The 17,611-nt window shown below is 49.8% G+C and carries 18 protein-coding genes; 6 read left to right on the top strand and 12 right to left on the bottom strand.

The features are described 5' to 3' along the window. Positions 1–9 precede the first annotated feature (9 nt). Both ACRRNK_RS20500 and ACRRNK_RS20495 read left to right on the top strand, forming a co-directional pair. Positions 10–1,824, top strand: a complete 1,815-nt coding sequence (locus ACRRNK_RS20500; RefSeq protein WP_433944441.1) for an ABC transporter ATP-binding protein — start codon at positions 10–12, stop codon at positions 1,822–1,824. Beyond that, positions 1,821–3,707, top strand: a complete 1,887-nt coding sequence (locus tag ACRRNK_RS20495; protein ID WP_433944440.1) for an ABC transporter ATP-binding protein — start codon at positions 1,821–1,823, stop codon at positions 3,705–3,707. The genes ACRRNK_RS20500 and ACRRNK_RS20495 overlap by 4 nt, the downstream gene beginning before the upstream one ends. Positions 3,708–4,020: 313 nt before the next feature. On the opposite strand, the gene ACRRNK_RS20490 is transcribed toward ACRRNK_RS20495, so the two are convergent. Continuing rightward, positions 4,021–5,553 (bottom strand): DHA2 family efflux MFS transporter permease subunit, encoded by a 1,533-nt coding sequence (locus ACRRNK_RS20490; protein WP_433944439.1) that lies wholly within the window; start codon positions 5,551–5,553, stop codon positions 4,021–4,023. Then, a complete protein-coding gene (locus ACRRNK_RS20485) occupies positions 5,546–6,187 on the bottom strand; it encodes a TetR/AcrR family transcriptional regulator (protein ID WP_433944438.1) in 642 nt (213 codons plus the stop codon). Before ACRRNK_RS20485 ends, ACRRNK_RS20490 begins: the two co-directional genes overlap by 8 nt. A 270-nt stretch (positions 6,188–6,457) precedes the next feature. Here ACRRNK_RS20485 and ACRRNK_RS20480 point away from each other — a divergent pair, with 270 nt between their 5' ends. After that, positions 6,458–8,689, top strand: a complete 2,232-nt coding sequence (locus tag ACRRNK_RS20480) for an MMPL family transporter (RefSeq protein WP_433944437.1) — start codon at positions 6,458–6,460, stop codon at positions 8,687–8,689. Positions 8,690–8,807: 118 nt separating this feature from the next. On the opposite strand, the gene ACRRNK_RS20475 is transcribed toward ACRRNK_RS20480, so the two are convergent. The 6 genes from ACRRNK_RS20475 to ACRRNK_RS20450 all read right to left on the bottom strand — a co-directional run bounded on the left by ACRRNK_RS20475 (position 8,808) and on the right by ACRRNK_RS20450 (position 12,670). Then, the gene (locus ACRRNK_RS20475) at positions 8,808–9,164 is read right to left on the bottom strand and encodes an EamA family transporter (protein WP_127198494.1); all 357 of its coding nucleotides are present in this window, start codon (positions 9,162–9,164) and stop codon (positions 8,808–8,810) included. Continuing rightward, positions 9,148–9,495, bottom strand: a complete 348-nt coding sequence (locus ACRRNK_RS20470; protein WP_127198493.1) for a DUF2304 domain-containing protein — start codon at positions 9,493–9,495, stop codon at positions 9,148–9,150. The genes ACRRNK_RS20475 and ACRRNK_RS20470 overlap by 17 nt, the downstream gene beginning before the upstream one ends. Next, entirely contained in the window at positions 9,492–10,202 is a 711-nt protein-coding gene (locus tag ACRRNK_RS20465; RefSeq protein WP_127198492.1) for a glycosyltransferase family 2 protein, read from the bottom strand. The genes ACRRNK_RS20470 and ACRRNK_RS20465 overlap by 4 nt, the downstream gene beginning before the upstream one ends. Beyond that, a complete protein-coding gene (locus ACRRNK_RS20460) occupies positions 10,199–11,491 on the bottom strand; it encodes an ArnT family glycosyltransferase (protein ID WP_433944436.1) in 1,293 nt (430 codons plus the stop codon). The genes ACRRNK_RS20465 and ACRRNK_RS20460 overlap by 4 nt, the downstream gene beginning before the upstream one ends. Positions 11,492–11,646: 155 nt before the next feature. Further along, positions 11,647–12,324 (bottom strand): DNA-3-methyladenine glycosylase family protein, encoded by a 678-nt coding sequence (locus tag ACRRNK_RS20455; RefSeq protein WP_433944435.1) that lies wholly within the window; start codon positions 12,322–12,324, stop codon positions 11,647–11,649. 190 nt (positions 12,325–12,514) lie between these two features. Next, positions 12,515–12,670: a hypothetical protein gene (locus ACRRNK_RS20450; protein ID WP_433944434.1), complete on the bottom strand. Its 156-nt coding sequence runs from the start codon at positions 12,668–12,670 to the stop codon at positions 12,515–12,517. 136 nt (positions 12,671–12,806) lie between these two features. On the opposite strand from ACRRNK_RS20450, the gene ACRRNK_RS20445 reads away from it, so the two are divergent. Then, positions 12,807–13,259 carry a hypothetical protein gene (locus ACRRNK_RS20445; RefSeq protein WP_433944433.1) on the top strand — a complete coding sequence of 151 codons (453 nt, stop codon included), beginning with the start codon at positions 12,807–12,809 and terminating at the stop codon, positions 13,257–13,259. Beyond that, a complete protein-coding gene (locus ACRRNK_RS20440; RefSeq protein ID WP_433944432.1) occupies positions 13,259–13,453 on the top strand; it encodes a hypothetical protein in 195 nt (64 codons plus the stop codon). The genes ACRRNK_RS20445 and ACRRNK_RS20440 overlap by 1 nt, the downstream gene beginning before the upstream one ends. Here ACRRNK_RS20440 and ACRRNK_RS20435 read toward each other — a convergent pair. Genes ACRRNK_RS20435 through ACRRNK_RS20425 form a run of 3 tightly spaced genes read right to left on the bottom strand, consistent with a single transcriptional unit; the run spans position 13,450 to position 15,214 of the window. Then, positions 13,450–14,292 carry a DUF4097 family beta strand repeat-containing protein gene (locus ACRRNK_RS20435; RefSeq protein ID WP_433944431.1) on the bottom strand — a complete coding sequence of 281 codons (843 nt, stop codon included), beginning with the start codon at positions 14,290–14,292 and terminating at the stop codon, positions 13,450–13,452. The two genes, ACRRNK_RS20440 and ACRRNK_RS20435, sit on opposite strands and share 4 nt — an antisense overlap. A gap of 2 nt (positions 14,293–14,294) precedes the next feature. Beyond that, positions 14,295–14,891 (bottom strand): HAAS signaling domain-containing protein, encoded by a 597-nt coding sequence (locus tag ACRRNK_RS20430; RefSeq protein WP_433944430.1) that lies wholly within the window; start codon positions 14,889–14,891, stop codon positions 14,295–14,297. Further along, positions 14,888–15,214, bottom strand: a complete 327-nt coding sequence (locus tag ACRRNK_RS20425) for a PadR family transcriptional regulator (protein WP_433944429.1) — start codon at positions 15,212–15,214, stop codon at positions 14,888–14,890. The genes ACRRNK_RS20430 and ACRRNK_RS20425 overlap by 4 nt, the downstream gene beginning before the upstream one ends. A 194-nt stretch (positions 15,215–15,408) precedes the next feature. Between ACRRNK_RS20425 and ACRRNK_RS20420 the strand changes: the two genes are divergently transcribed. Beyond that, positions 15,409–15,921: a hypothetical protein gene (locus tag ACRRNK_RS20420; RefSeq protein WP_433944428.1), complete on the top strand. Its 513-nt coding sequence runs from the start codon at positions 15,409–15,411 to the stop codon at positions 15,919–15,921. 101 nt (positions 15,922–16,022) lie between these two features. On the opposite strand, the gene ACRRNK_RS20415 is transcribed toward ACRRNK_RS20420, so the two are convergent. Then, a complete protein-coding gene (locus tag ACRRNK_RS20415; RefSeq protein ID WP_433944427.1) occupies positions 16,023–17,576 on the bottom strand; it encodes an FAD-dependent oxidoreductase in 1,554 nt (517 codons plus the stop codon). Positions 17,577–17,611: the final 35 nt, after the last annotated feature.

Here is a 17,611-nt window from a genome sequence, read left to right as displayed (position 1 = left end):
ACAGCAGATATGATCAAAATATTTCGGTTTTTGAAGCCATACCGTATTCCACTCATCTTCGTGATTGTACTTGTGTTTCTACAGTCTCTGTCTGAGCTGTATCTGCCAACACTGATGGCGGATATTGTGAATACCGGGGTTGTCAAAGGAGATATCGGATACATTTGGCGAATCGGGTTATTTATGCTGGCTGTTGCTTTAGGGGGCATTATTACTTCCATCGCGGCCAGCTATTTCTCCTCACGTGTGGCTACGGGATTCGGCAAGACGCTGCGGAGTAAGGTGTTCTCACATGTAGAGCGATTCTCGCTGGAGGAGTTCGATAAGCTTGGCACCGCCTCGCTCATTACGCGTACTACGAATGATATTACTCAAATTCAGCAAGTTCTGCTGATGATGATGCGCATGATGGTAAGTGCGCCGCTGCTTGCGATCGGCGGCATTATCATGGCGATGTCGAAGGATAAGACGCTTTCGCTCGTATTTGTGGTGATTATTCCGGTATTGGTGGGTGCGATACTCCTGATAGCGGGGAGAGGAATTCCGTTATTCAAGATTATCCAGAAGAGGATTGACCGCTTGAACTTAGTTCTTCGTGAAGGACTGACCGGGATTCGTGTCATTCGCTCGTTCAACCGGACCGAGCATGAAGCGAAGCGATTTGAGAAGGCCAATTTTGACCTCACGGAAACTTCGATCAAAGTAAATAAGGTCATGGCTGCGATGATGCCTACGATGATGCTCGTCCTGAACGTATCGTCCATCGCGATCATATGGTACGGAGGCATCCGGATTGATAACGGCAGCATGGCCGTCGGCGACCTGATTGCATTTCTTCAGTATGCCATGCAGATTATGTTCTCGTTCATTATGGTGTCGATCATGTTCGTCATGGTCCCAAGAGCGTCGGCATCGGCTGTTCGGATTAATGAGGTGCTGGATACCCTGCCAGTGATCAAGGATGCGAAGCCTGCTCAGGCAGCTGGCAGTACGGGGCTTGCTTCCGCAGTGAGAGCGGAGTCTAGGGGATTTGACGAATCTGAGCAATCTGGAGATTATGCTGCCCCTGCCCCAAGCTTGAAAGGGTACGTTGAGTTCGAGGATGTCAGCTTCAGCTATCCGGGAGCGGAGCAGCCTGCGGTGTCAGGTATTTCATTCCGTGCCGAGCCGGGCGAGGTTACCGCTATTATTGGAGGTACCGGTTCGGGGAAAACCACGCTGATCAGCCTGATCCCGCGCTTCTATGACGTGGGCAGCGGTCGTGTGTTGGTAGACGGTCAGGATGTTCGTGACATTCCCCAAGAGGAGCTTCGGGCGAAGATCGGCTTCGTGCCGCAGAAGGCCGTGCTGTTCACCGGCTCCATTGCGGAGAATATCCGCTATGGGAATGAAGCGGCGACGGATGAAGAAGTTGAGCAGGCGGCGCGTATTGCGCAGGCTGAGGAGTTTATCTCAGAGATGGAGAAAGGCTATGAGGCTGCAATCTCCCAAGGCGGGAACAATGTATCCGGTGGTCAGAAGCAGCGCTTATCCATTGCAAGAGCGCTCGTCAGAAGACCGGAGATCTATATCTTTGACGACAGCTTCTCCGCTCTGGATTTCAAGACAGACGCCAAGCTAAGGGCAGCCTTGAAGGAGGAGACGGGTGAATCCACCGTGATTATTGTGGCTCAGCGGGTAAGTACGGTCAAGGATGCCGACCGGATTATTGTAATGGATGAGAGCCGGATTGCAGGCATGGGTACCCACCGTGAATTGCTTGAGAACAGTGAAGTTTATCGTGAGATCGTATATTCCCAGCTGTCAGAGGAGGAGATCGCATGAGTACGTCGCACAGACAAGGGCCTCCAGGCGGGGGATTCGGCAGAGGTCACGGACCAGGGGGGCCGGGCATGGTTCTGCCGGGAGAGAAGGCCAAGGATTTTAAAGGCACACTACGTAGATTGCTTAAATATCTGAAGCCGCACCGCGCCCAGATCATCGCCGTTATTGCAATGGCCGTGCTGAGTACGATATTTAGTATTATAAGCCCGAAGATTATGGGGAAGGCCACAACCGAGCTGTTTGAAGGAATTAAAGGCCGGTTAATGCATGAGGCCGGAGCACATATCGATTTCGGATATATATGGAGAATTATTCTATTCCTGCTTGTGTTGTATATCATTAGCTCTGCATTCACTTATATTATGCAATTATTAATGGCTGGGGTGGCGCAGAAGACGGTCTATGATCTTCGGCAGGATGTGAATGACAAGCTGGGTAGACTGCCGCTGAAATACTTCGACTCCCGTACGAACGGGGAAATTCTAAGCCGTGCCGTGAATGACGTGGATAATATCAGCACCACGCTCCAGCAGAGCTTAACCCAGCTGATTACCTCGGTACTTACCATCATTGGGGTTATCGTGATGATGCTGACGATCAGCCCTTTGCTGACATTAATCGCCCTGGTTACGCTTCCTGTCAGCTTTCTGGCGATTAAGAAGATTAGCGGGAGGTCGCAGAAGCATTTTATTGGCCAGCAGCATAATCTGGGGGAACTTAACGGACATGTAGAGGAAATGTATACGGGTCACCGGATAATCAAAGCGTTCGGACGCGAGGAGAAGTCAATCGAGAAATTCGACCAGATCAATGAGCGGCTGTATGAGTCCGGCTGGAAGGCCCAATTCATCTCAGGGATGATCATGCCGATCATGAGCTTCATCGGAAATATCGGCTATGTTCTGATTAGTGTCATTGGCGGAATTATGGTCACTCGTAAAGCGATGGACATCGGGGATATTCAAGCCTTCATCCAGTACGTACGCCAGTTCACGATGCCGATTACGCAGACCGCCAACATCGCCAACATCATTCAATCTACAGTCGCGTCGGCTGAACGGGTGTTTGAGCTGCTCGATGAGGAGGAGGAAGTACCGGAGGCCACACGGCCTGTGGAGCTTGCGGAAGTTCGTGGAGATGTAGCCTTTGAACATGTAAGCTTCGGATACAATGATCAGCAAATGCTAATTGAGGATATGAATATAGACGTTAAGCAAGGACAGACGATTGCGATTGTCGGACCAACTGGGGCAGGCAAAACCACCCTCATTAACCTGCTTATGCGCTTCTATGAAGTGAATGAAGGCCGAATTACCGTAGATGGGGTGAATATTACCGACTTCAAGCGGGGCAATCTACGCAACTTGTTCGGCATGGTCCTTCAGGACACCTGGCTCTTTAACGGGACGATTCGGGATAATATTGCGTATGGACGTATTGGAGCTACGGAAGAGGAAGTTGTTGCGGCAGCCAAGACTGCGCATGCGGATCACTTCATCCGCACGCTGCCTGATGGATACGATACGATTCTTAATGAAGAGGCATCGAACATATCCCAGGGACAGAAGCAGCTGCTCACCATTGCGCGGGCCATTCTCGCCGATCCGTCCATACTGATTCTGGATGAAGCGACGAGCAGCGTGGACACCCGGACAGAGGTGTTAATCCAGAAAGCGATGAATGAGCTGATGAAGAACAGAACCAGCTTTGTTATTGCCCACCGTCTATCCACTATCCGGGATGCGAGTCTAATTCTGGTGATGAACCATGGTAAAGTCATCGAGAAGGGCACACATGACGAGCTTCTGCAGAAGGGCTGCTTCTATGCTGACTTGTATAACAGCCAGTTCAATAACAGAAGCACTCAAGAGGTAGCTGGGTAACGACTTGGTTATGGTAATGGTTAATATATAACTAAGGTCTGCTCAGTTAAAAGAGGCCGGTATAAGTAGTCCTTTTCTCTGAACAAGACAGCTAGTCTTCATTTTACAGCTCAGTCCTGAAACTAAACAAACAGCAAGTTTCCAAGGTTTTGGAGACTTGCTGTTTGGCGTTTATAGCCTATGTCGGCTTTTATTAATATGGATGGGTGGCTATTATATCAATAAATCTGGAAACAACAGCAAGGGGAGCAACGCTCCGTTCGCGCGGCGTTGCCCAGAACACCTTGTTAGGCTTTTACTCAACTAGACTCGATTATGATGAGGAAGGACTGGCAGCCGCATCGGATTCCAAAGCGCGCGGTGCGGCTTTACCCTTAATCATAAGCGAAATGAAGATAGCCAGTACCGCGAACGAGAAAGCTACAATATAGCCATGATTGATCGCTGTTCCCAGTGAGTCCTGGAGAGTATGGATCCAGGGTGCAGGAAGTGAACCTTTGGCATTCATAATCAGCTGCGGATTCGCAAGTGAATCTACTTTGTCAGAAGGGATGTGTGCCGAAGCTGCTTTTCCTTCAAGAATGGACTTGAATTGGTTGTTGACTACAGTAGCTGTAATGGAAGTTCCAACGACCGCGCCAATGTTGCGCCAGAAACCGCCCAGAGACGAAGATAGGCCGATGTATTCGGGGCTTACATTTTGGGCGATGCCCATTTGGGAAATGCTCATGAGCGGACCAATGGAGCAGATGCCCATCACGATCATAATGGAGATCATGTACCAAGAGCTTGCCGAATGGCTTGCTGTCATAAGGAAATATATCGCTCCGGCGCCTAGTAGAGACGATCCTCCGAGCAAGGCACGGTAGGACAGTTTGAACATGAGTCCGCCGGCCAGAATGGCACCAACCAGGAGGGAAAGCATGAGCGGTGTCAAAAGAGAGTTGGAGTTCTTTTGCCCCAAGACAGCAACAGAGAATATAGGAATATACGTGATCGCCGAGAACATAACAACGCCTTGAATAAAGGACAAGATACTGATCCCGCGGACCACAGAGTTTTTATAGATGGCCAGCGGCAGGATCGGCTCTTTCGCTTTCATTTCCGTAATAATAAACAGGACGATACTTACAAGACTTACAGCGAACAGTCCGAGAACTTGCCATGAGCTCCAGGCATAATCTTTGCCGCCCCAATTAAGAGCCAGCATCAAGGATATCGTGGAGACCACAAGCAGAAAGGTGCCGAGATAATCGATCGACGGTTTTCTGGCCGCTTTAGACTCCTTGACAGCGAACAGCAGGAGCAAGAACGAGATTAAGCCAAGTGGAACATTAATATAGAAACACCAGCGCCAGCTAAGGTGCGTCGTGATATAGGTGCCCAGCTGTGGTCCGAAGACGGAGGAAATCCCGAATATTCCGGCAAATACGCCAGTAAGCTTAGCCGCTTGTTTTTGATCGGGAAATGAGGCATAAATTATCGAGAAGCTGATCGGGAACAATGCGCCTGAACCAATGCCCTGAACCGCGCGGAATGCAATCAGTTCACCCATCGTATGCGCTTGACCGCACAAAGCAGACCCGATTAGAAAAAAGGCAATGCCGATCAGATAGAATAGTTTTCTGCCCAGGATATCGGACAGCTTGCCAAAAATCAGCATCGTGCTGGTCGAGGCCAGCATGTAAGCTGTAAATACCCAGCTCATCGATTCGAATCCGCTCAAATCCTGAATGACACTGCTGATGCATGCCGAGACGATCGTATTGTCCAGCGATGCCATCAAGAGTCCTAATGCCATGGCAAATACCACAATGGAGCCTTTTGCTCTTAAAGGTTTACTCACTTCTATTCCCCCTACCAAATATTCCGTGAAATAATTGCTGTTTCATTTCTTCAATGACTTGTTCTTGATCTTTCCCCTCCGTAATGGACGGCTTGCTTGCGATGAGGTGAGAAATCGTCAGAACTCCGCTTGTGAACAACAGTGCTTTCAGCATCGGGTTCCCCTCCGGAATTTCCCCTCTGTCCATAGCGGATCTGAACCGTTCTATCATTGGCTTATTAAAACGATTAAAGAAGGCCTGCTGCATTTCCTGAGCGTTGTCGGGGAATACATGGCTTAAATCCTCGGGCAGCATTTTGTAGACCAGTGGATATACCGGCCTCTCGAAGGCTGAGGAGAGGAAGAAATGAATGAAGGCCTCAAGCGACTGCTCCAGATTCCTTTCCTCAGAAGTCTGTGCCTGCGAGAACTGAAAGGCCTTATCCATAAGAGAGTTGAACACGTACTGAAACAGCTCAATCTTGCTCTTAAAGTAGTAGTACAGCAGTCCTTTGGCAAGGCCGGCCTCCTTCGCAATATCATCCATTTGGGTCCCCAAAAATCCTTTGGATACATATACACGAATGGTTGCATGTTTAATTCCTTTTATCCGTTCTTCACGTATTTTCTGGTTGTCTTCTTTTGATCGTGGCATGGTGTCTCCTTTTGTTTTGACTTAACTTTAAGTCAACAATAAATGCTGTAGATATTTTTGTCAATATATACCTGTGATTATCTATAGTTCATTCAACCTGGCAGCTTATATTTGAAAGTTCAGTGTACTTTATAGATCCTGGGTTGCGGAAACACGCAGTGGGTATATATAATATGACTCAGAAATGACCGAAGGGTCATTCTTGTTGGAATTAAGGACAAGAATTTCTGAATCTTTTAGAAATCATCGAATAATGGGGAGGGAACACAAGTGAATCAGCCTAAAAAAGGTTTCGGTTCCTGGGTCTCGGGCCGGCGAGGTAAATGGATCGTTCTGGCGATATGGGTGATCCTGGCTGCGATTCTGAGCGTGATTTGGCCGGGAGTGAACAAAGAGGAGATTAACAATTCTCCGAATTTGTCTGACAGCAAGCCATCGGTTCAGGCCGAAGCGGTAGCAAGCCGTGAATTTCCTACAGGGAAAGGTGTGCCAGCCATCATCGTATGGCATCGGGAGGGTGGCCTGAAGGATGAAGATCTGCTACATATCCAAAAGCTCACTGAGCAGGCTGAGATGTCGCCTCTGCCTGAGCAGACTTTCATCGTGCCGCTCCATAAAGCGCCGCTGCCTGCTCTGAAGGCGCAGCTGTCCAAAGATGGCAGCACACTGGCTGCGCCAATTGTATTTAATAAGTCCGCAGAGACGGATCAGCTCAAGGCGAGCCTGGATCAGTTCAAGAGTCAGGCTGCCTCGGAGTTCGGCAGCGATCCTTTTGCGGTAGAGAACACCGCGGGCGGGGAGATGACAGCCAGGGTTACAGGACCTGTCGGAATCTCTATTGATGCGACCGGATTGTTCAAGAATGCAGACTTCTCGCTGCTCATGTCCACTGTGGTGCTGGTGCTTGTCATCCTGCTTCTGATTTATCGTTCACCTATACTGGCTCTAATCCCTCTCATTGCGGTGGGATTTGCATATGGCGTAGTCAGCCCTATTCTTGGGATTATGGCTCACAAAGGATGGATTGTGGCCGACTCCCAGTCGATATCCATTATGACGGTACTTCTGTTCGGTGCCGGAACAGATTACTGCCTATTCCTGATCTCCAGGTTCCGTCAGCTGCTTCATGAAGAAGACAGCAAAAGTAAGGCGCTGCTTCGGGCTATTACAGGCTCTTCCGGTGCGATTGCCATGAGCGGATTCACCGTGGTGCTGTCCCTGTTCGCTCTGCTGCTTGCTGAATATGGAGCTTACCATCGATTCGCCGTACCGTTCAGCATTTCAATTCTTATTATGGGAATTGCAAGCCTTACGCTGGTGCCGGCTCTGCTTGCCATCTTCGGGAGGGTATCCTTCTGGCCGTTCATTCCGCGTACACCGAAAATGGAACAGGAACGCGCGCGTGCCAAAGGTACATCCGTACGGGAGCGGAAGCCAGGCAAAATGCGGATTGGCAGCTTTGTCGTACGCAGACCGTGGGCTGTTATGATCATCACGGTTCTCGTGCTCGGTATACTCGCGTTGTTCTCTTCACAGATCAAATTTACTTATGACATTTTGTCCTCATTTCCGAAGAATATGGCTTCCAGAGAAGGGTTCGATATGATCGGTAAGCAGTTCTCGAAGGGTGAGCTTGCTCCGGTTAAATTGATGGTGGATACGAAAGGCAATCCTACCGATCTTAGTGAGAAGCTGAAAGGCCTGGATTATGTAGATAAGGTTGGTGAGCCTAAGGAGGGCAAGGAGAATCCTCAGATTCTTGCCTATGACGTTCAGTTCAATTTGAATCCTTATTCCATGGAAGCTATGGATCACATTCCGGACCTGCGTCTTGTCGCTGAGCAGTCCCTTAAGGCGGCAGGCGTCACCCCGCCTGATCAATCCGTCTGGATCAGCGGAGCTACAGCAACGCAGTATGACACCAAAGTCACTGGTGACCGCGACACACGAATCATCATTCCTGTTGTTATTGGTCTAATCACCCTTCTGCTGCTCATCTATCTGCGCTCTGTGGTAGCTACGGTGTATCTGGTCCTTACGGTCATTCTCTCCTACTTCTCAGCGCTTGGCCTAGGGTGGATTATTCTTCACTATGGAATGGGCGCTGACGCTATACAGGGTGCAATTCCGCTCTATTCCTTCGTCTTCCTTGTGGCACTGGGTGAGGACTATAACATCTTCATGATCTCAAGCATTTGGAAGAAAAGAAAGCATATGCCGCTTAAGGAAGCGATCCGGCAAGGCGTCAGCGAGACGGGCTCCGTGATCACCTCAGCCGGCATTATACTGGCCGGCACTTTCGCGGTTCTAGCGAGCCTGCCGATCCAGGTGCTCGTTCACTTCGGCATCATCACGGCCGTCGGCGTGCTGCTGGATACCTTCATCGTGCGGCCGTTTCTGGTTCCAGCCATTACCGTGCTGCTAGGCCGGTGGGCTTTCTGGCCGGGTAAGCATGAGGCGGTGGAAGAACGGGCTGGCTCACATGTAAAGCAAGGAATGTAAGCAGTGTAAACAGCATTAAACAAGGCGCTCCGTTACCCGGGAGCGCCTTGTTTGTGTGTTCTTGCTAACCTATATAAACCAGTTATTTAAATTGACGTGCAGGGAGGAGTAATACCTATTACTTCGCCAGTAGATACACACCTACTAGAATCACAGCTACACCCGCAATCTTGGTCACCGTAATTACTTCACCAAAGATGAAGTAAGCAGCCACCATCGCGAAGACATAAGCCAGACTCTGCATCGGGTAGGCCACCGTAAGCGGCAGCCGGTTCAGTACCGCGAACCAGAGCAGTGTGGCAATGCCGTACAGGGCAAGCCCGCCGAGGATGGTCGGCGAGAAGATGAGCTTCGCCCATTGCCCCATACCGGACAGGCCGCCATTCTTCTGCAGACCGATCTTGAACAGAATCTGCCCGGTAACCAGCAGCAGAATGTTGCCGAGCAGATAGGCATAACTAATCATCTTGTCCATGACGGGACTCCTTTTCTTTGCGGATCGTCAGCTCTTGGGTCAGTCTAAGCACCTGGTTAGACAGCTTCGTCACGACAAGGGTCAAGTGAAGAATGAAGGCGAAGCAGAAGAGCAGCCCGAACAGGAACAGCATGGCAGGCGCGTATTTGACACCGAGCCAGGAAGCAATGGTCTCAATGAAGCGCACGTTAAGCGATATGATGAACAAGAGTACCCCGAACAGAATCCAGAGCAGGGAGTACTGCTCCTTCAGCTTCTGGTGACGGACCAGTTCAAGAACAATAGCAAGGAATAAGAACGATAGAATTACGGACAGGAAATAGATAGTCATCCGATCTCACCGGCTTTCGGTTTATCATAGCGGACCGCGCTCATAAGCACAGAGAGCGTAACCTTTATCATATAATAGACGGATTTGATCGGTGTGATCGAAGATTTCCCGGTCTCTCTGGAGCGCATTTCGGTGGAGACCTCTGTAATCTTGCAGCCTCTGCGCTTCAAGTATACGATCGATTCAACTTCAGGATAATCCATCGGATAGTAGTTGGAATACAGATTGATCACTTTGCGTCCCGCTGCGCGGAAGCCGCTGGTGGTGTCCGTGAACTTCTGACGGGTCACCAGGGTCACCAGCTTGGAGAAGAAGATGATGCCGACCCGGCGCGCACTCGACGAGCGGTAAGATGTAGCTTCCACGAACCTTGAGCCGATCACAAGATCGTGATCGGATGCTTTGGCGATCAGCTTGGGCAGTTCCTCGGCAGGGTGCTGACCGTCCGCATCCATCTGGATCGCTACATCGTAGCCGTTGTTGCGCGCGTACATGTAGCCGGTCTGCATGCCACCTCCGATTCCCACATTAAAAGGCATAGTCAGCACATGTGCTCCCGCTTCCAGTGCCAGCGCCTCGGTACGATCTGTGGACCCGTCGTTCACGACGACAATGTCCGCCTCTGGCGCATGTTTGTTAATATCACGGATAACCCGCACAATACTTCCTTCTTCGTTATATGCCGGAATAATGATGAGTATCTTCATCGGATGCCTGTTCCTCCCTGATTTGCGTTAAGCAATGGTTCTTTTTTTCTCATAACAATAAATTGGTCAATCAGATAAGCAGCAAATAAGAACAATAGGATCTCATTAGGATAACCATAACGGTTAAAGGCTACGAACGGCTGATAGATCAGTGTGAAATAAGCCAGTGTAAGCAGCAGTGGCAGCATTCGCTCCACCCGGTGCTTGATCAGCGCCCGTACAAGACCAATCATACTTACTACCATCATAATGATTTGAATTACATTCATCACCGGACGGGTGATCGGCCAGAAAGGCCGGGAATAGAACGGATGACTATAAAGTTCGACCCAACGGCCTAAAGTATACCAATAAATATAATTCAGCGGGTCGTGCACGAAGCCATACTTGATAATATCGAGACCCTTGGTGACCGCAGCGCTGTCCGAACCCTGAAAGACCGTCTTCGGATCATACTCCGGGTGCTCTACGAAGAATCCGGCCGGAGGCAGCGCCCCATGAATTCGGGTTCCCAGCAGGAAAGGGCTTCCTCCCGAGTTGGTGAACAGAATGAACTTGTCAAAGGTGATCATGTTCCTGATCCACCAGGGCAGAAGGCACACGATGTAGACTACAGCCATGGCCGTTACGTATTTGACGATGTCCTTCCAGGGTGTCCGCTGCTTCCACCACAGAATGAGGAAGATCGCAGGATACAAGGTCGCGTGCGGCTTGAAGTAAGCTGCAATGGCAACAAGCAGACCTATAAGAATATACCAGACCGTCTTCCGCTTATCCATGGCGACAAAAGCCAGACAGATCAGCAGCAGCTGAATCGTACGGAACGTGGTCTCGGACAGAATGCTGCCCGAAGAGAAGTAGTCCGGTGGATAGACGACGCAGATCGCTGCGGTGATCAAGGCAATTCGGGTATTAAATACGCGGCGTCCAATAATGAAGATCAGATAGACGGAGAAAGCCTGCATGACACACTGCAGAATACGGAAGGCATTAATGCCGACATCATCTTGTCCAAAAATAGCCATGACACCTGCCAGCAGAATCGGCATTCCCGGCATAATGAACGCAGATGGCTGCTCGCCCGAATTGTAGGCAAGTATCCCCTGATTCAGCAGCAGCTTGGCGCTGTGAATGTACTTGACATCATCATTGTTGCGTTTAACCAGATCGCCGAGCAGAAAGTAATTGTTATAGCTCAGCACAATGATACAGGAGAGAACGAGCACCAAAGCGATGCACACCGCAAGGAACCGTTTTGCAGGACGGCTGACCTCGGATAATGAGAACAATTTAATTTCAACCCCACTCTATTTTATATGGAAAATTACAGGATTTACCGTAGTTAGCCCATTGTCCATGTTATCTCAAAATCCGTGAAAGTTCCATGCTTATCTTTCAAGACGTTTTATAATTGTAAAAAGTTACTGTATTCTTATTCCGCTGCTCAGCTTAAATCTTGGCTGGACTGCTGCTGGGCAGTCTGAATCCATTCCTCCAGAGTCGGGGCCGAGTCCACCGCCCCGCAGTTGATTGCCTCCCATAAGTATAGGCCCGCAATGGCCCCGTAAGGTGTCCAGAGATGGGATATCTGCTCCAGGTACTTCGTATCCTTCCGTTCTTCAAGGCCATAGAGCCATTTGGCTGCGCGCTGAAGACCCGCGTCACCGCCGGATACCACATCGTACCTGGCCATGGCGAAAATGAGGAACATCTCCGCTGTCCATTTGCCGATTCCCTTAACAGCCGTAAGCGCATCGATGATTTCATTATTGGTCATGGAAGGGAAGAGGGCGAAGTTCAGCTCTCCAGACATAACCCGGCTGCACAAGTCGCGCAGGTAGGTAACTTTGGAGGCGGACAGACCGGCCGCCCGCAGCGCCTGATCCTCCTGCTGGTGAATGGCTTCCGGTGTGAATTCCCCCGTCAGCTCAAGCACACGGCCGCGGATCGTAGCCGCGGCTTTCACGGAGATTTGCTGACTAATAATCGATCTGACCAGCGAGACAAAGGGATCGTCCTCCACACGAATGTCAAGAGCTCCAATTCTCCGGATCAGCTCACCGAGGCGGGGATCTGATGCGGTTAGCGCCGCGGCTCTAGGGTCCAGTACATCGAATTTCATGTCAGGCACCTCCATTAGATTTGAGGATAAGATGAACTTCCGCGATAACGGGGTTCTAACAACCTAAAGAGAGGGCTGCAGATCACCCTGCAACCCTCTTCATGCCATCCGTCTACTTGCCTAGTACCTTTATTTTAGCCGGATTGAAACCGTATTTCAAGCGTGTCCGCCGTGGTTTAACGCGTGCATTTTATCCCTGACGGGTAGTCTGATCAGGTGCTGAACTGCTGCTCCATGCCCCATCTTGAGCAGAAACAGAAATCTTGCTTCGGATCTCTCTCGGCGATCTCGGAATACGGCCAGCAATGGGCTGCTTCGCATTAGACTTACGCTCGTATAACGGCACCGGCTAGCCTAGTTGTTTTATATATGTCTTTTTTGGGTAAAAAGATAGTTTATTGTTCTAAATCCCTTTGATTTACATTATAATAGGTACAATAAGTCAGTGTTAATTGTAAATCACGAGAAATAAGGGGAGTATATTGAACAGAACGATAGCGAAGCAAATCTTTGATGAGCTGGTGGCGAGAACAGGCAGTCAAGTCACCGTCCGCATTCGGGGCCGGTTCCCCGGTGGCCGGAATGTGGGCGGCAAATATAGCATGAATGAGCACGGCATTACGATGTACCTGGATGAGATTAGGAAGCAGTGCCAGAATATTTTCGGATCACTGGAACGATATGAGGAAGTGCTGAGAATAGTGTTTGCCCATGAGCTAGGGCACTCCGCAGATCGTGATCTATCGATGCTTTCCGATCGGTTCGATATGTGTGAGGATGAGCTTGAGCGGAAGAAGATTGCTTTGCTGATTGAGGAGAACGCTTGGCATTATGCGGAGGAGATTCTCCCCGAGGTGGATCAAAGTCTGCTGCAGACCATGATTTATGTCTCGCTTCAATCATACCGGGAAGCTATTGCACAAGAAATTGCATAATGAATCAGCATGAAGAAGGAGGACGCCATACAGGCGTCCTCCTTCTTCATATAACGGTAAGTGTGTTGCTGCTGGCTCAGCAGAGTACTCCTGACAGAAACTCCGGGTGTAGTGCATCCACGTACTTAGAGCGGAATATTTCCGGCAAACTACTTTCAGGTGTAAGCAATCAGGATCAGATTTCTAGATCCTAATCGTGGATAGAGATAAGGCCAGATTCTACGCGAGCCTTGATAACATCGGTCGTTGTCCGCGGTGAGTCAGGAACCTTTACCACTCCCGACTCTGCTTGCGCGTCGTAGAACCCTTTGAAGTCCGGATTGGCCTCCACCTCAATAGTACCTGATTCAGCTTCCAGATCAAGCTGTGTGGCTTTCTGGTCCTGAATCCGGATGCTGCCTGATTCCGTCTTCAAGCTGCCGTTCCCCACCCAATGATCAAGCTCAAGATTACCTGATTCCGCGCTGAGTACAACGTCGGCTTGAACTCTCTCCGCTTTAATAATGCCCGATTCTACTGATGCCTGCAGCTTCTTGGCTTTGACAGAACTCAGCTTGATCACGCCTGAGCTGCCTGAAATATTAATTTGATCAGCCTGAGCTCCCTTGAACTCCACATCGGATGAGTCCACGGTGGCCTCAAGCTTGGCTAATTCGGCCGGATCGGATAAGGCAACGATCATATGCTGCTGGGTAGATTGGAAATTCACGTTGAAGAACCGGAATTCGGAATCATTTTGCAGGTCAAGCTTAAATCTTCCTCCACTCACGCTGACTTGGTCAAGCTTATTGATTACATTTTGATTCAAATTCCCCGAAAGTTCCACGTAATTGCTGCCATCCTGACTCTGGATGAATTCCGCTTCAATAGAAGCGGAACTGCTGTTGATCACAAGCTCTTTAAGTTCCCCGGCGCTGAAGGTCCACTTCTTATGGTAAGAAGGAAGCTCGTCACCGAACGCGAATTTCTGGGCAGCCATTCCTCCGGCCCCAATAATCATAAGAAGGATGGCTAGCGCAATGAATTTTTTCATGATTATGCATCTCCTTTGGCAAGGTGGTAGTTCCAGCTGAGGTATTTCCGCGTTGTGAAGAGTGCTCCCTTAAGTAGACCTTTGGAACCTACACCAAGCAGAATTCCGAGGCCGACCATGAAGATACTCGCGAACCATTTGGCTGGTGACACGCTGTGGAATACCATATCCAGAGCCAGAAGCGCAGGGCTAACGATCCCCGCCAAAGCCCCCGCCATAATGGAGATTACGACTGCCCAGAAGGCAATCATCAGCGGACCGAGCACAATATTCATGAAGAACATGCCGACCAGAATGAACACCTGGGCTGTAACGCTTCTTCCCCGGCGCTGTGCGGGAGCGGCCGCATGCTGCTGCTGTGGCTTCTTGGGGTCATGGTACCAGTACACGGGCTCTTGGGTGATGAACCGCTCTCCGAGCGCTTCCTTGGCAAGCTCGTGCGGGTCGCCGAGCTCGCTTACGATTTCTTCCTCCGATTTGCCATTTTGCTTGCCGAAGACGAAATGAGCTTCATAATCCTCAAGCAGTTCCAGCCTTTCTTCCGGAGGCAGCTGGGATAGCTGCGCACTTAGCTGGTTAAGAAATTCATGTTTTTTCATAATAGTGGCCCTCTCTCGATTAATCTCGATACGCTGTATACGAATTGCTTCCATTCGGTGACTAGTGTCTTCATGTGGGTTTCACCGGTTGATGTAAGCTTGTAATATTTCCGTGGAGGCCCACCAGTGGATTCCTGCAGATACGTGGTGCAGTATCCATCGTTGACCAATCTGCGAAGCAGCGGATATAGAGCGCCCTCGGCGACTTCAATATGCTCGGAGACGGATTGAGCTAGTTCATATCCGTAGCGGTCGCGCTCATGTATGAGCACGAGTACGCACAGCTCCAGAGCACCTTTCTTGAATTGGATGCTAATATCCAAGGGACATCCCCTCTTTTTCATGTGTGGTGTAATCCTTAGTACTGAACATTAATTAGTATCTGAGCTAAATAGTATCATGCACTACTGAACAATGCAACATACTGATTATAAATTAATAATTCCGTAAGATTTGATGCTTGCAACTTTGGCGGTGAGGAGGACGTTATAGGAGTCAGAGTAAGGAGGGAACAAAAGTGAGAAAACTATGCTTCGGAATCTTGCTGGTACTGGTATTTATGTCTATAGGGTGTTCTTTCAGACCAGGTACGCATAAGCCCCATCTATATCGGGGAGATGAGAAGGCGGCAGAGGCATATATCCATTCGAAGGGCTATCTAATTACAAGCTATAGGGGGGAACTGAATACATATACCTTGCAGAAGTCCCTGCTCCGGGAGACCTGGTGCGCGCAGGTCTGGTCGGTTCAGAGTGAGCCGCCGGAGAATTATTTCGGCAGAGAGATAACCACCTACGGATTCGTTGTGGAAAAGCACCCTTTGTCAAAGAAGCTTCATCTTCCCACCGAAGTGAACATTATGGTGACGGATGGCAGGGCTATAGGAGGGTATTCTTTCCCCCATTCCGATCAGATGACTGGCGCAGCCTATTCCCTGGAGGGTAAGGAGCTTGAGGAACTGACGGGACTGACCTATACAGACTGGAAGGATCAGTGGGATGAGAAATATGGGGATCAGGCCGACAATTGAGGGGAATTGAATCATAAATATGGAAAAATAAAATGACGTACACACGAATCCGTGCTGTACGTCATTTTTTAGTAAGGGAACCTTACGTCAAGCATTCCAGCTTAATGCTGCTGTGAGTCATACGGCTTTAGCGGCTCTGTAGCCGGGCCCTCAATGACCTTGCCTTTATGGTCATACCGGGAGCCGTGGCATGGACAATCCCAGGTACGCTCACCCTCATTCCAGTTTACCTCACAGCCCATATGGGTGCACGTGGCATCCACAATGAACAGCTTGCCGTCCTTGTCCTTGTAGGCAGCAGCCTTTTTCCCGAGGTGCTGAACCAGACTTCCCTCGTCCGGCTGAAGATCTTCCGCCTTGCGGTGAATGATATCTATCTTGCCGGCGATAAGCTCCTTGGCAACATTCGAGTTCTGCACAACAAGATTCTTGATGCTTGGGTCTGCCTTGAATCTTGATGGATCGAACAGCTCCGTATATCTGTTCTCCCGGTTCAGAATTAAATCCCGGATGAGAAGCGCGGACAGGGTTCCGTTCGTCATTCCCCATTTGCCGAATCCGGTCGCCACATAAATATTCGAGTGTTTGTCGTTAAGCCGCCCGATGTAAGGGACCTCATCCAAGGTGATCAGGTCCTGGGCGGACCAGCGGTAAGGAATCCGCTTTGCGCCAAGCAGCTCTCCTCCAAACAGCTCTAAATTCTCATAATATTTAATCGTACATAGCCCTTGTCCCGTCTTGTGGTTCTCTCCGCCGACTATAACGACATCACGCCCATCCAGCTTGGCTGAACGCAGTGATCTCGTTGGAGTGCCGGCATTTATATACATACCGCCAGCATAGGAGGTCTCCGGTTCGATGGCTACGGCATAGGATCTTTCGGCATGAAGGCGGGCGAAGAAGAGACCGCCCCCGTCATAGAAGGGGAAGTGGGTAGCGGCGACCACTTGATTACATTTAAGCGTATGCCCGTCCGAGGTCTTCAGGTGGAGGATTCCGTTCTCCTTCTGCAACTCACCGCTAAGGGTTGTCTGCTCGTAGATCGTGCCGCCGTGCTTCACGATGTAATCGAGCATAGTTACTAAATAATGAAGTGGATGGAACTGGGCTTGATCCGGCATCTTGATAGCCCCTTGGACTACAAGGGGAATTGGAACGGTTTCGGACCATTCTCCAGGCAGACCCAGCTTCTTATAGGCAGACCATTCCTTCTGAAGCTGCTTGAGAGAATCGTCTGTATCGGCATATAGATAGGCGTCCTGCTTCTCAAGATCACAATCAATACCATGCTCGGAGACAGTGCTCCGGATGAACTCCAAAGCTTCATGATTGGCATCGTGATACAGCCGGGCCTGATCCTCGCCAAAATGATGAAGCAGCTTGTCATAGATTAACCCATGCTGTGTTGTAATCTTGGCAGTTGTATAGCCGGTGGTGCCTTCGAGAACCCGGTTCATTTCGACTAGAGTAACTCTTACACCCTCTTTGGCGAGCAAGTATGCGGTTGTAATCCCGGAAATCCCTGCCCCGATGACCGCAACATCGGTATAAATCGTCTCCTGTAATTTATCGAAGCTTGGAAGGTCCGTTGTGCTTCTCCACAGAGACTCAGGGAATCTGGGGAGATCACTGTGCGGTGGAATGGAACTGTTCATGAGCATTAGCCTCCTATCGAATGTCAGTACCTTAT

Source organism: Paenibacillus sp. SN-8-1 (assembly GCF_050995535.1).
Taxonomy (GTDB): Bacteria; Bacillota; Bacilli; order Paenibacillales; family Paenibacillaceae; genus Fontibacillus.
The sequence above is the reverse complement of the archived record's forward strand: the minus strand, read 5'-3'. Positions and strand labels throughout refer to the sequence as shown.